The sequence below is a fragment of the Pontibacter rufus genome (assembly GCF_015694705.1).
In the GTDB taxonomy this organism is placed as follows: Bacteria; Bacteroidota; Bacteroidia; order Cytophagales; family Hymenobacteraceae; genus Pontibacter; species Pontibacter rufus.
In genome coordinates this window covers 25,692-39,903 of the sequence record NZ_JADQDR010000010.1, presented here as the reverse complement: position 1 = coordinate 39,903, position 14,212 = coordinate 25,692, and the positions used below count along the sequence as shown (strand labels likewise).

The following is a 14,212-nucleotide window of genomic DNA, read 5'->3' as shown; positions in this document are numbered from 1 at the left end:
AATTAGAATTCATTATCTAAATGTTTCTTTAAACGCATTATTGAATGGAAGAGTTAAAGATATTAGCCAGATTAGTAACATCAAGCAAGCGGATAAGCAACTATCTGCCAAACGAAAAGAAGGAGAGCAAAGAAGGCCTCTTCCTGGCTAATTTACGAAATAATAATTATTCTAATGATGCCGATGCCGCTTTTGATCTGTATAAGGCTCAGCCGGATGATGTACGCTACAAAATGCTTAAGCACAGGCTCAGAAAAAAGCTTTATAACAGGTTGCTTTTCATGGAGTATCCTAAGCTTAGGGCTGGGGCATTTATGCATAAAGAAAATGAGTGTTTCCAGTTGTTGCATCATGTAAACATTCTTATCACCCAGCCGAACTATAATTTGGTACTTAGCTTAACCAGCAGGATTCTTGCAACTGCAGAGGAGTTTGATCTTACTAATATCTCAATTGCTGCCTTGGAACTCAGGCTAAGGGCCTATTCAGAACAAGGACTTTTAAAGCAATTTAATGAGACAGACGCCTTGCTTACGCTAAAGCTTCACCAGAAAGCTTACGAAAGAAAAGCTGTAAGCCTGTTTCAGTATATTAAAACTTTATTTAATAAATCAATTAAAGCAAGAAAGGCCTATTTGCCAAACCTGCCTGAAGATATAAAAAGGCTCCATAGGTACTGGAAGGCTGCGGGTACTTTTGATGCTTTTAACTCTTTTTATAAAGTCTCCATCCTATATTATGAGTCTATTGGTGAATTTTCAAAAATTGCCGATCTAACAGTAGTGTCTGAGAAGTTAGTTAACGAAAACAGCGTTAATAAACTTCGGTTTGATTCCAATTTTAATAAATTTATACTTGTTTATGCGCACCTTTTAGCTCGCAAGCTTGAAGATGGGCTACTTTACGCTGAAGAGTACCTGAATAATTTTAATGAGCGTTTGCTCAACTGGTTTGCTTACATGGAAAATTACTTCCTGCTGGCTGTTCACTCCAGGCGCTACAAATTAGCCCATCATCTTATCAGCAAAGTTTATCATAACAATGCTTTTGCGAGAACTTCAGGTGCTTCGAAAGAGAGGTGGGGCTTATACAGTGCCTATTTGCATCTCTATTGTACAGAGCCTATACCTGCTAAACCCGGTGCCAGCTTTTTTGACATAACCTCCTCGCCGGAATACAGCAAAGATAAGCAGGGCTATAATGTGGCTATCCTGATTCTTCAGTTTATTATCTTTCTTAAGAAAGGTGATAAGGAACTGCTGCTGTATAAAATTGAAAGCCTGAAAAAATACATCAATACACACCTGAAGGATGCTTTTAGCCTTCGGAGTAAAACTTTCTTAAAACTTTTGATCCTCACTGTTACAGAAGATTTTGATGCGGTGGCTTGCAAGGCGAAAGGGGAAAGGCTATACCAGAAGTTGATTCAAACGCCGCCGCCCGGCGATGCTTATGCAGAAATTGAAATTGTGCCGTATGAGCATCTCTGGGAGCATATTCTTTCTATACTGGAGGAAAAACATTAAATAAGTATTTAATATAATCATTGTTCAGGGTATATAATTTTGCTTGTTTTAGTTTAACATAGATGAAGGAGCTGAAACGATTGGTTAAACTGGTTGCTGAACAGTCAGGTAAAGCATCGCCCCTTATCACGCAACAGGAAGAAGACAGCTTTGAAAAGAAACTTTTTGATGCTATAAATGAGGGAGCCGTCACAACAGATGAAGAAGCTGCCGCTTATATTTATGGAAGTGCTAATTTGAGCGCAAGCTACCGCATGCTCAAATCCCGCCTGCGGAAAAAAGTGTTGAATAGTTTTATTTTCCTGGAACAGGCACATCCCAATAAATTTAAAATATGCGCGCATGAAATTAGCGAGTGTGGTATAATGCTTCACCAAGCCAGGAAGCTCTCAAATTCTGGAGAGTACAAAGCGGCTCAGAAGCTGACAGAACAAATTCTGCTCATTTCTATTTCTGCAGAATTAACAGAATTCACAATCAAAGCACTGGAATACCAAAGGGATGTCTGCCTGCTGATACATGACAAGCCTAAGTATGCTTATTTAAGCGTTGAACTCCAGAAATATTATTTACAGGAGACAGCGGAGCGCAAGGCAGAAATGTTATTCTATACAGCTAAAATGGAGCTTTCAGGAAAAGCCACTTCCAGAAATAAGTACCTGCCGCAGATCATAACTGTCCTTAAAGAATTAGGCGCATTATGGGAACAAACAAATGCCTCTAAGATTTTTAATTTTTATCATTCTCTTACCATAACCTGGCTTGAGCTGACAGGTAATTATGAAGGCATTTTTGGAGCCATTGAAGAAGCAGAGAAACTGTTGGAGCAAGGCAAATTAAATCCTAAATGGTATAATGCAAGGTTTAATAATTTTATCAAGACATACGCTTATATCCGCACAAACCAGTATGAACTTGGACTGGCCTTTGCGCAGGAGCATTGGACAGATTATAACCCCAAAAGCTTTAACTGGTTTGCTTTTATGGAGAACTACATGCAGTTAGCTATATACAGCAGGAAGTACAAGCTGGCTGTGGAGCTGATGAAGCAGGTAAAAGACAATAATTACTTTAACAGTTTGAGCAGAAACAAGCAGGAACGATGGGAACTGCACCGAAGATACCTGCTGCTATGCTATGCAGCTATAAAAGAAGAAGCACCCGGCTTCCTGAAAAAAGAAATATGCGCAATCAAAATATTGAGTGCAGATAAAGAAGGCGCTAATTTAGCCATCATTGTCTTTGACCTAGTTGACAGCTTGCTTAAAAAGAAGTATGATGTATTAGAAAACCAGCCGGAACTTATCAGTAAATATATTTCAAGAAATCTTAAAGGGAACAAAGCGGAGCGCGTACGGGTTTTCCTCAGGCTCTTGCTTCTGGTGGTGAAAGAAGACGGCAATTTCAGGCAGATTAAAGTAAAGAGCAAGCTCTTACTGGAGAAGTTATCAGCAGCCACCAAGCCCGACGACATCTTTGCGGAGCTCGAGATTGTGCCTTACGAGCATCTTTGGGAACAGGTATATGATGGTTTACTAAGGAAATAAACCTGCATTTGCGGGAACATAATTTATTACGCGCCAAAACCGGTAGGCACAACAGGAGTTTTTATTAAATTACCGGATGCAAAAAAACAACCCTGCCACCACCAGAGCCTGGTGCTTTTACGACTGGGCTAATTCTGTTTACTCACTCGTTATTACATCAACCATTTTCCCGATTTACTATAGCGCCGTTGCCAGAAGCCCTTCTGGTGCTACGGCTGTTGATTTCCTGGGATTGCAGCTGGAGAGTGCGGTGCTTTTCTCTTATGCCGTTTCGGCCTCTTTTCTAATTATTGCCGCCCTTAGCCCTTTTCTGACTTCTATTGCCGATTACAGCGGACGTAAGAAGTTGTTTATGCAGCTTTTTTGTTACCTGGGGTCCCTGTCCTGTGTGGGCTTATACTTCTTTACCAAAGAAACCTTTACGTTCTCGGTCATACTTTTTGTGCTGGCTTCTATCGGCTACAGCGGGAGCATCGTTTTTTACAATGCCTACCTGCCCGAAATCGCAACCGAAGATCAGTATGATAAACTGAGCGCCCGCGGTTTTGCCATGGGCTACATCGGCAGTGTGTTGTTGCTTATTTTTAACCTTGCCATGATTCTGAAGCCTGGCTGGTTTGGCATTGCAGCTAATAACACCAGCCTGCCGCCGCGCATTGCATTTTTAACGACAGGCCTCTGGTGGTTTGGCTTTGCCCAGTATACTTTTTACCATCTGCCAGGCAATGTATACCACCGCAAGCCGGAGGGCAGCTGGTTGCTGAATGGCTTCCGCGAACTAAAGAAGGTACTGGCGCAGGTGCAGCATTTGCCGCTGCTGAAACGCTTTTTACTGGCTTACTTCTTTTACAACATGGGGGTGCAGACTGTCATGTATGTGGCTACCATTTTCGGAATAGAAGAACTGAAGTTGCCTGACGATGCGCTTATACTTACCATACTTATTATTCAGCTGGTTGCCATAGCCGGGGCGTACGGGTTTGCAGTACTTTCGAAAAGAGTCGGTAACATTAGGGCGCTAATCGTGGCAGTCGTTATCTGGATTGGGATTTGTATAGGCGCTTATTTTATCCAGGGAGCTTATGATTTTTATATATTGGCTGCCGTGGTTGGCTCTGTTATGGGAGGGATACAATCGCTGTCGCGTTCAACCTATTCCAAGCTCATACCGGCACATACAACTGATCATGCTTCCTTTTTCAGCTTCTATGATGTAACAGAAAAAATATCCATTGTTCTCGGAACGCTGGCCTATGGCGCCATTGCACAGGCAACAGGCTCCATGCGCAACAGCGTGCGGGCCTTGGTGGTATTCTTTGTACTTGGGCTGGTATTCCTATCAATGGTGCGGTGGCGTAAGCTGATGCAGCCAGATGAACCCGAGAAGACTACAGCTCCGCTTTAAACCTGTTCAGAAATAAAAAGAGCCGCTGTATAAGCGGCTCTTTTTATTTTGGGAAGTATAACTACTTCTTATATACAAGTTTCCCGTTCAGGTAAGTACGGAGCACCTGCGTAGCCCGCATCTGCTCCGGTGCTATGGTCGTCAGGTCGCGGTCTGTAAGTATAAAGTCAGCGAATTTACCTTCTTCTATACTTCCTTTCTCTTTTTCTTCGAAGTTTGATTTTGCGGCCCAGATCGTCATGCCACGCAAGGTCTGCTCGCGCGTAAGTGCATTTTCCATCTGGAAGCCGCCGGCCGGATAATTCTCTGCATCCTGCCGGGCTACCGCTGCGTGGAAAGTATAAAACGGATTGATGCTTTCTACCGGAAAGTCGGTGCCTAAAGCCAAGTAACCTGTTTGCTGCAACATCTCCCTGTAGGGATAGGCATGTGTCAGCCGTTCGCTGCCCAGCCGGTCTCCGGCCCAGTACATGTCTGAAGTGGCGTGCGTGGGTTGTACAGAAGGCACAATGCTATACTTGCCGAACTTGTTCATGTCAGCCGGATCTACAATTTGGGCGTGCTCGATGCGCCAGCGTTTGTCGTTTTTGCCGCCCAGCACCTCACCATATATATCCAGCAGCAGGCGGTTGGCTGAGTCGCCAATGGCATGGGTGTTCATCTGGAAGCCATGTTCGTTGAGTTGCCTGGCCACATCCCGGAACTCCTGCTCTGACGAGAGCAGAAAGCCATAGTGCCCGGCCCTGTCAGCATAAGGTTCCAGCAGATTCGCTCCCCGGGATCCTAAAGCACCGTCAGCATAAATTTTAAAGGAGCAGACATGCAGCCTGTCTGTTTTATAAGGACCATTTTTAAAATAATAATCTTTGTTCTCCTGTGTTGGGTTCATCATGGCATACACCCGCATCTGCAGTTCTCCTTTTTGCTGCATCGCATCTATCAGATCCACAGTAGCTTTATCCAGGCCCGCATCATCAACGGTCGTCAGGCCAACCGCAAAGCAGTTTTGTTCGGCAGTTTTCAGAGCTGTTCGTTGCACCGCTTCGGAGGGAGCAGGAATCTTTGTAGTTACCAGATCCACAGCATTATCAATCAAAATGCCCGTCATATGCCCGTTTTTTACTTCTACCGCGCCTCCAACCATCTTTGTCTCAGGACTAATCCCAGCCAAATCAAGCGCTTCCTGGTTCACGAGCGCAGCATGGCCGTCTACGCGGGTAAGTATAACGGGCGTGTCCGGGAAGAGCAGGTCCAAAGTGTCTTTGGAGGGAAACTCTTTTACCGCCCAGTCATTCTGATCCCAGCCGCGGCCGGTAAGCCATTCTGTATCGGGGTATTTTTGCCGATGTTCCACGACCTGCTGTACCACTTCCTTAAACGAATCCGTGCCATCCAGATCTGCGGACTGCAGGCCCAGGCCATAACGGAAAAAATGGGTGTGCGCATCTATCAGGCCGGGGTAAATGGTTTTGCCTTCAGCATCCAGCATTTCGGTGGCTTTATACTTCTGACGGATATCCGCCGTAGTGCCGACCGCTATAATTTTGCCATCCTTTACAGCAAAAGCTTCAGCTTTATCAAAATTATCATTTACTGTATACACGTTGCCGTTGTATACTATCAGATCAGCCGTTTGGCTACTGGTGCAGCTGCTAAAAAAGATGCCGCCAAAAAGTATGGCGGCAGCAATTGTTCTGTAAGAATTTTTCATGAGGATAACTTATTCAAAGCGCATGTGTTTTACGGATTCGCCGGAGTTGATAAGTTCCAGCAGGGAGTCGATGCCGATGCTTAGGTGTTTCTCAACAAAGGAAGACGTAACCAGCTTATCGCTTTCTGATGTTTTCACGCCTTCGGGAACCATCGGGTTGTCAGACACCAGCAGAAGTGCGCCATGCGGGATGCCATTGATAAAACCGACGGTAAAGAGGGTGGCCGTTTCCATGTCCACACCCATGGCCCGTATCTGGCGCAGGTATTCCTTAAATTCTTCGTCGTGCTCCCATACGCGCCGGTTGGTGGTATACACGGTGCCTGTCCAGTAATCCATCTCATGTTTTTTTATCATAGACGAAACAGCACGCTGCAAACGGAAGGAGGGCAGGGCCGGAATTTCAGCCGGCAGGTAATCGTCTGATGTGCCTTCGCCACGAATAGCTGCAATCGGAAGGATTAGATCCCCAACCTGGGTCTTCTTTTTCAGGCCGCCGCATTTGCCCAGAAAGAGCGCTGCTTTGGGTGTGATAGCGGAGAGCAGATCCATCACGGTGGCAGCCATGGCGCTTCCCATACCAAAATTGATGATGGTGATGTTGTTTGCCGTAGCCGTCTGCATGGGTTTGTCGAGGCCTTTCATCTCCACACCGAAGCGGTCGGCAAACATGCGCACATAGTTTATAAAGTTAGTCAGTAGAATGTACTCGCCAAATTCATCCAGCGGAACTCCCGTGTAGCGGGGCAACCAGTCACTTACAATCTCTTCTTTTGTTTTCATACTATAAATATAGGTAATCAGATATAAAAAAGCCGCCTCGGCAGTTGTAACTACTTGGGCGGAGCAGCAAAAAAGTATAAATTAGCAGGATGGAAAGGTTGAATCTGCCACCATTTGATTACAAAATTAAGAATTCTGGCGCCAATTCATTGATCTTTGATGTGCTTCGGAAAAAATATGTGGTGCTAACGCCGGAGGAGTGGGTGCGGCAGCACTTTGTGCATTACCTGATACAACAACTTCGCTATCCTAAAAGCCTGATAAGCATTGAGCGTGGCGCCAACTATAACAGGCTGCAGAAGCGCATGGATTTATGCGTGTACAACAACGAAGGAAACCCGCACCTGCTCGTAGAGTGCAAGGCTGCACATGTGCCGATCACACAGGAAGTGGTGAAACAGGCTTCCGTTTATAACCAGTCGGTGCAGGCCGGCTTTGTGGTTATCACCAATGGCCTGCAGCATTACTGCTGGCAGGTAGATTTTGAAACAAGGAGCTATACGCCGCTGCAGGATATCCCCGCTTTTCTGCCCGGCCCAGCAACTGATGTATAATAGTTTAATGCTACTTGCCGGTAAACCTGATCCGGTGCATATAAATCAACAAGGCAGCTATAAGCCATACTTTAATTAGAAATAAAAGCGCCTTTCTGACAGATGTCGGAAAGGCGCTTTTATATTTATACTTTAATAAATGGTGCTTACAGTATGCTTTCTACAGGTGTATAATCCAGGTTAAAGGCTTCTGCCACACCTTTGTATACTACTTTGCCATCTACTACATTCAGGCCTTTGCGGAGCTCCTGGTTCTCACTACAAGCCTGTTGCCAGCCCTTGTTGGCTAACAGGAGGGCGAAAGGCAGGGTTGCGTTCGTCAGGGCCAGCGTAGAAGTATAAGGCACAGCGCCCGGCATGTTTGCCACACAATAATGCACCACGTCATCAATAATATAGGTCGGGTTTTCGTGTGTAGTTGGTTTGCAGGTTTCGATGCAGCCACCCTGATCTACTGCCACGTCTACCAGCACCGTTCCCGGGCGCATCTCCTTCAGCATGTCGCGTGTGATTAGGTGCGGGGCTTTGGCTCCCGGGATCAGCACAGCGCCTATGATCAAATCATGGGTCGGAAGCAGCTCCCGGATGTTGTATTCATTCGACATGAAGGTGTTTACATTCGCCGGCATAATATCATCGAGGTAGCGCAGGCGCTGCAGGTTGTTATCCATAATAGTAACGTCGGCGCCCATGCCTGAAGCAATTTTGGCGGCATTGGAGCCTACTACACCACCACCAAGTATAAGCACTTTGGCAGGACGCACACCCGGCACGCCACCCAGCAGAATACCACGACCTTTCAGGGGCTTTTCCAGGTATTTGGCTCCTTCCTGCACGGCCATCCGGCCGGCAACCTCCGACATCGGCACCAGCAGGGGCAGGCTGCGATCTGCTTTCTCAACAGTTTCGTAAGCTAGGCAGGTAGCTTTGCGCTCTATCATTGCTCTGGTAAGCGGCTCGTAAGAGGCAAAGTGAAAGTACGTAAACAGCAACTGGCCTTCCCGGATCAGGTTATATTCTGATTCGATGGGCTCTTTTACTTTGATAATCATATCGGCAATGCCATACACATCTTCAATGCCCGGAAGTACAGATGCGCCGGCCTTGGCGTACTCTCCGTCGGCAAAACCGCTACCCTCGCCGGCACTTGCCTGCACATATACGGTATGGCCATTGCGAATCAACTCGATTACGCCGGCAGGCGTAACACCCACACGGTTTTCGTTATTCTTAATCTCCTTTGGAACACCAATTATCATGTTTTTTGTGTTTTATTTTGAAAAACTGCGCAAAGATACTATAAGTTACCTGATATAAAAGCTTAAACGGAAAGGCTTGCTGCAGGTATGATTTGGGAAGAAAAAAAGCCAGTTCTGTTGCCAGAGAGCGGCATAAACAGCCGGACAAAGGGGAGGGGTAAAATAAAAAAAGGCAGTGATAAAATCACTGCCATTAGTACAAAATAAAACTATGAAAAAAACTATCTGAAAGGAATGGGCTAGTTGCCTTCCTTTAGCATATTTTGAGGAGCCGGGCTCTCCACTACATCCGCTTTAAGTGTCAGGCGGAGATCCGGCATCACTATATCATTCGAAATAATAGTTACAACTTCGTTTTGCTCCTTTAACATTGTTGGGATAAAGGTAAGTTCCAAAGTTGCTGTCTGTCCGGGTTTTAAAGCCGGTTCCGACATACGGTAGCTCACACAGTTGCAGGCTGAACGAACACCCTTGATAATAAGGTCCTGCCGACCAGTATTTTTTATCAGGAATTTAGTTACAGCTTTTTGTCCTTTTTCAAGTTTTCCAAAGTTATAACTAGTGCTTCCGACTGCCAAACGCGGGGACAATGCTTTTTGTTCCGGTGTATGATCTTTTTTCGTGTCAGCCAGGCCAACGTTGCCTTTTATGTACAAAATATGCGTGGGCGTGGCTGCATCAGAGGTAACGGTTATTGATTTATTAAACGGTCCCGGCCGGCCCGTGCTGTTGTATATTACCTTGATATAACCAATTTCACCTGGCTTTAACGGCGTTTTGGTCCATTCAGGGGTTGTACAACCGCAGGAGGGCTGCACATTTGTAATTGCAACGGGCTCTGTACCCGTATTTCTTACCCTGAAATTGTAAGTCGCCTGTGTACCTTCTGCAAAAGTACCAAAGTCATGGCTGTCAAATTCATACTCCAGTTCGCCCTGTGCATGCGCAGAATAGCCTTGCCATATAAAACAGAACAGCGCCAGAAAGTAAAAATTTAGTTTCATAATCAGGTAAAAGCCGACGAAGCAATATAAATTAAATTTTATCAGGAAAACAAGTCAACAAAGATAAGCAATCTTTCGTCAAAAAGGTACAATCTAATACTATGCCAAAATTAGCGCCGCTACCTCCGCAGAATTTGATTTCAGGGGAATTTTAAATACTTTTGGTTATAAAATGTACTTACCGACTATACTGAGAAGACATGCAGACTGCTGAAGCATCTATCACTCAAAAAATAACGACAGAAGAAATCCTGAACGATTACCGCATCGGGTGGGAGAGCCGGCAGGCCAGCCTGTCGGGCCGCAAGGAGGTGTTTATGGGTAAGGCAAAGTTCGGCATTTTTGGTGACGGCAAGGAGGTGGCGCAGCTGGCAATGGCCAAATACTTTATGCCCGGCGACTTCCGCTCGGGCTACTATCGTGACCAGACGTTTATGTTTGCTATCGGAGAGTTGACATTGCAGCAGTATTTTGCTCAGCTTTATGCCCATACTGATGTTGCCGCAGACCCTTCTACAGCCGGGCGGGCCATGAACGGCCACTTTGGTACCCGTTCTTTAGACGACGAAGGCCACTGGAAAAACCTGATGGAGCAAAAGAACTCAAGCGCGGATATATCGCCCACTGCGGCGCAAATGCCCCGCCTGGTGGGCCTGGCCTATGCCTCTAAACTTTATCGGCAAAACCCCGGACTTCATCAGTTTCAGGAATTCTCCGTTAACGGCAACGAAGTAGCGTTTGGCACCATTGGCAATGCCTCCACTTCAGAAGGCATGTTTTTTGAAGCTATTAATGCCGGTGGCGTGCTGCAGATTCCGATGCTGGTTTCTGTCTGGGACGATGGCTACGGTATCTCTGTGCCCGCCGAGTACCAAACCACCAAAGGCAGCATTTCTGAGATACTGTCTGGCTTTCAGCGCAACAGTGAAGACGAACAGGGCTATGAGATTTTTAAAGTAAAGGGCTGGGATTATGCTGCGCTCTGCGAAACCTATGAGGCTGCCGTGCGTGTATGCCGCGAGCAGCACGTGCCGGTGCTTGTGCATGTAGAAGAAATGACACAGCCGCAGGGCCATTCTACCTCAGGTTCGCATGAGCGTTATAAACCCAGAGAGCGCCTGGAGTGGGAAGCCGGGCTGGACTGCCTGAAGAAGATGCGCGAATGGATTCTGGAGAACGATATTGCCACGGCCGAGCAGTTGGATCAGATAGAAAGCGAAGCCAAAGATACCGTGCGTGCTGCCAGAAGCGCCGCCTGGACAGATTTTGCCGATTCTATCAAAGTAGATCAGGAAGAGGCGCTACGCCTGCTGAATAACCTGGCCAGATCAAGTGAGCATATCACAGAACTGAGCATGCTTACGGACGAGTTGCAAAAAACCAGTAATCCTATCCGGAGTGATGCCGTGCGAACGGTGCGCAAAGCCTTGCGCTATGTGCGGGATGAGCACAGTGAAGCGAAACGGGCGCTCATCGGCTGGCTGGAGCAGACACAGGGCGAAAATGCCGATAGATATAATTCATACTTATATAGCCAGTCTGATGAGGCGGCTCTGCTTGTAGCGGAAATTAAACCTTCGTTCGACGAGAATGCACCTCTGGTAGACGGCCGCGAAGTGTTGCAGGCCTGTTTTGATGCGATGCTGGCCCGGGATGCGCGCATATTTGCGATTGGCGAAGACGTAGGCAGGATTGGCGATGTGAATCAGGCTTTCGCCGGTTTGCAGGAGAAGTATGGCGAACTGCGCGTAACTGACACCGGCATACGGGAATGTACTATCATAGGCCAAGGCATAGGCGCTGCACTGCGCGGCCTGCGCCCCATCGCCGAAATACAGTATTTGGACTACCTGCTGTATGCCATCCAAATTCTCTCTGATGATTTGGCACCGCTGCAATACCGCACCAAAGGCGGACAAAAAGCGCCACTGATTGTGCGCACCCGCGGGCACCGGCTGGAGGGAATCTGGCATTCCGGTTCTCCTATCGGGATGATAATCAACGCCATACGTGGTATGCATGTGCTTGTACCCCGCAACATGACACAGGCTGCCGGATTTTACAATACGCTGATGCAGTCTGATGAGCCTGCCTTAGTTATCGAGTGCCTGAACGGGTATCGCCTGAAAGAACGTATCCCACACAACATTGGCGAATTTACAGTGCCGCTCGGTCAGCCCGAAGTGCTGAAGCCAGGCACAGATATAACGGTGGTAACGTATGGCTCCATGTGCCGCATTGTGCTGGAAGCCGCGAAGCAACTGGAGGAATTCGGCATTTCGGCAGAGGTGATAGACGTGCAGACGCTGCTGCCCTTCGACCTAGAGCATATTATCGCAGACTCCATCCGTAAAACCAGCCGTGTGCTGTTTACTGACGAAGATGTGCCGGGTGGTGCAACCGCCTTTATGCTGCAGCAGGTAGTAGATGAGCATGGCGCCTACCAGTGGCTGGATTCCAAGCCTCAATGCCTGTCGGCACAGCCGCATCGCCCACCGTACGGCTCCGACGGCGATTATTTTTCCAAACCAAATGTAGAGGATGTTTTTGAAGCCGTATACGACATCCTGCATGAGGCCGATCCGAAAACTTATCCGAAGATTTACTAAGTATAAATAAAGCAAGGTGAGAAAAAGCTTGCTTACTTCTTCAGAGGCTTCACAGGGCTGGTAAAATCAGCTTATCGCCGCGCAGCCTAAGTTGAATAAAGTATAAAATCCCTGTTAGCTTGAACTAACAGGGATTTTATACTTGAATAGGGTATACTTTATAAAGGAGCAAATTACAACTTAGGCTGGCCGGTAAATAATACGATATCGTCGGTATACACCACATTGCTTTTGTTGAGGGCTCTGTCGTAAATATAAATTTCAAAGCGGATGGTATCGCTTGCATCAAATACGTCAGAATAAAAGCTGGAGATGGTATACTTTATCTCTCCTTCCAGCGCCTCCTCGCGCCCGTCACCCGATAGCCTAGGGAAGCGGCCGTTGAAGTTCAGCGCCGTGTTTTCGAAATAAGGCACGTACGTGTTGCCGCGCTTCACCTGTAAGTCAGCAAAAAAGTTATTGAAATAGGGCGATTTCAAATCAAACGGCGGGTTAAAATCCCCGGAAGCAGTATCTGTTTTGGAAAGTCCCAGGTTGCCGTCACCATCCTTGTAACCTATCACCAGCGTCAGATCATCATGCAAAATGCCATTTTCCTGATCCGTTGTCTGTTCTACGCGCCGGAATTCTATCTGCGGCGTGTCTGGATAATTTGGCTCCTTGCGGCACGAACTGAAAAGCAGCACCGGCGACAGCAGGGCAAGGCTATAGGTTAGCAAATATTTCATGTGGGATATCCGAAAATGAAGCTAAATTTACTAAAGAAACGCACACAATATAGCATTTGTTGTAACTTTATATAAATGGATTTTAAAGCCGAATTTATCGGGCAATTGCACCATAACCAAGAGTTTGACTTCACAGCGAAAGCCCTTGAACTGTTCCATTATCAGGCGCAGCATAACCCCGTTTATAAATCATACCTGCAGCAACTTAGAGTGTTACCGCAGGAAATAAAAGCGCTGGAGCAGATCCCTTTTCTGCCCATTGAGTTCTTCAAGAGCCACGAAGTGATAACAGACGGTTTTGCTCCGGAAGTAACATTTTACAGCAGCGGTACCACCCAGCAAAGCCGCAGCCGGCATTTTGTTTCTCACCTCAGCTGGTATACTACTACCACAAAGCTCATATTTGAGCAGGCATACGGTCCGTTGCTGGATTATGTGGTGCTGGCTTTGCTGCCATCTTACCTGGAACAGGGCAGCTCCAGCCTGGTAGCCATGGTTGCTTATTTTGTGCAGCAAACGGGCCAACCGGAAGAAGGCTTTTACCTACATGCGCACGGCAAACTGCTGCAAAGTATAAAGCAAGCCCGGCAGCGCGGCAAACAGGTGCTCCTCATTGGTGTTTCGTACGCGCTGCTCGACTGGGCACAAAAGTTACAGGGCAGCGAAGATTTCAGCGGCGTGACGATAATGGAAACGGGCGGCATGAAAGGGCGCCGCCGTGAAATGATCCGCGAAGAACTCCACCGGTATCTCAGGCAAGGCTTCGGTGTTGATGCCATCCACTCAGAATATGGTATGACGGAACTCCTCTCGCAGGCTTATTCAAAAGGTGAAGGCATTTTCCGGCCCGGTTATACCATGCGCCTCCTCCTCCGCGATCTCAACGATCCTTTCGATATAGGGATGCACCATTGTTCCGGCGGTATCAATATTATCGATTTAGCTAATGTAGACTCCTGCGCATTTATTGAAACCAAAGATATTGGCCGCCAGCACCCGGACGGTAGCTTTGAAGTGCTGGGCCGTTTCGATAATTCCGATATCAGGGGTTGTAATTTGCTCATCGCCTAGCATCCTTCCTGTCTG

Annotated in this window: 11 protein-coding genes; 6 read left to right on the top strand and 5 right to left on the bottom strand. The window is 46.9% G+C overall.

Features of this window, described 5'->3' with window-relative positions; all coding sequences use genetic code 11:
* The first annotated feature begins 44 nt into the window (after positions 1 to 44).
* The 3 genes from I2I11_RS16360 to I2I11_RS16350 all read left to right on the top strand — a co-directional run bounded on the left by I2I11_RS16360 (position 45) and on the right by I2I11_RS16350 (position 4,478).
* Positions 45 to 1,526 carry a hypothetical protein gene (locus I2I11_RS16360; RefSeq protein ID WP_196268819.1) on the top strand — a complete coding sequence of 494 codons (1,482 nt, stop codon included), beginning with the start codon at positions 45 to 47 and terminating at the stop codon, positions 1,524 to 1,526.
* 62 nt (positions 1,527 to 1,588) lie between these two features.
* A complete protein-coding gene (locus tag I2I11_RS16355) occupies positions 1,589 to 3,073 on the top strand; it encodes a hypothetical protein (RefSeq protein ID WP_196268818.1) in 1,485 nt (494 codons plus the stop codon).
* A 76-nt stretch (positions 3,074 to 3,149) separates the two neighbouring features.
* The gene (locus I2I11_RS16350; protein WP_196268817.1) at positions 3,150 to 4,478 is read left to right on the top strand and encodes an MFS transporter; all 1,329 of its coding nucleotides are present in this window, start codon (positions 3,150 to 3,152) and stop codon (positions 4,476 to 4,478) included.
* Positions 4,479 to 4,539: 61 nt separating this feature from the next.
* Here I2I11_RS16350 and I2I11_RS16345 read toward each other — a convergent pair whose 3' ends face one another.
* Both I2I11_RS16345 and I2I11_RS16340 read right to left on the bottom strand, forming a co-directional pair.
* The gene (locus I2I11_RS16345; protein WP_196268816.1) at positions 4,540 to 6,189 is read right to left on the bottom strand and encodes an amidohydrolase; all 1,650 of its coding nucleotides are present in this window, start codon (positions 6,187 to 6,189) and stop codon (positions 4,540 to 4,542) included.
* A 9-nt stretch (positions 6,190 to 6,198) separates the two neighbouring features.
* Positions 6,199 to 6,972 (bottom strand): AMP nucleosidase, encoded by a 774-nt coding sequence (locus I2I11_RS16340; RefSeq protein WP_196268815.1) that lies wholly within the window; start codon positions 6,970 to 6,972, stop codon positions 6,199 to 6,201.
* 89 nt (positions 6,973 to 7,061) lie between these two features.
* Between I2I11_RS16340 and I2I11_RS16335 the strand changes: the two genes are divergently transcribed.
* Positions 7,062 to 7,526, top strand: coding sequence for a type I restriction enzyme HsdR N-terminal domain-containing protein (locus tag I2I11_RS16335; protein WP_196268814.1), 465 nt, complete (start codon positions 7,062 to 7,064; stop codon positions 7,524 to 7,526).
* A gap of 146 nt (positions 7,527 to 7,672) precedes the next feature.
* Here I2I11_RS16335 and ald read toward each other — a convergent pair whose 3' ends face one another.
* Both ald and I2I11_RS16325 read right to left on the bottom strand, forming a co-directional pair.
* Positions 7,673 to 8,785, bottom strand: a complete 1,113-nt coding sequence (ald, locus tag I2I11_RS16330; RefSeq protein ID WP_196268813.1) for an alanine dehydrogenase — start codon at positions 8,783 to 8,785, stop codon at positions 7,673 to 7,675.
* A gap of 239 nt (positions 8,786 to 9,024) precedes the next feature.
* Positions 9,025 to 9,789 carry a DUF1573 domain-containing protein gene (locus tag I2I11_RS16325; protein ID WP_196268812.1) on the bottom strand — a complete coding sequence of 255 codons (765 nt, stop codon included), beginning with the start codon at positions 9,787 to 9,789 and terminating at the stop codon, positions 9,025 to 9,027.
* A gap of 200 nt (positions 9,790 to 9,989) precedes the next feature.
* Here I2I11_RS16325 and I2I11_RS16320 point away from each other — a divergent pair, with 200 nt between their 5' ends.
* Positions 9,990 to 12,398 (top strand): alpha-ketoacid dehydrogenase subunit alpha/beta, encoded by a 2,409-nt coding sequence (locus I2I11_RS16320; protein ID WP_196268811.1) that lies wholly within the window; start codon positions 9,990 to 9,992, stop codon positions 12,396 to 12,398.
* 173 nt (positions 12,399 to 12,571) lie between these two features.
* Here I2I11_RS16320 and I2I11_RS16315 read toward each other — a convergent pair whose 3' ends face one another.
* Entirely contained in the window at positions 12,572 to 13,126 is a 555-nt protein-coding gene (locus I2I11_RS16315) for a hypothetical protein (protein ID WP_196268810.1), read from the bottom strand.
* Positions 13,127 to 13,201: 75 nt separating this feature from the next.
* Between I2I11_RS16315 and I2I11_RS16310 the strand changes: the two genes are divergently transcribed.
* Positions 13,202 to 14,197, top strand: coding sequence for an acyl-CoA synthetase family protein (locus tag I2I11_RS16310; RefSeq protein WP_196268809.1), 996 nt, complete (start codon positions 13,202 to 13,204; stop codon positions 14,195 to 14,197).
* The last annotated feature ends 15 nt before the right edge of the window (positions 14,198 to 14,212 follow it).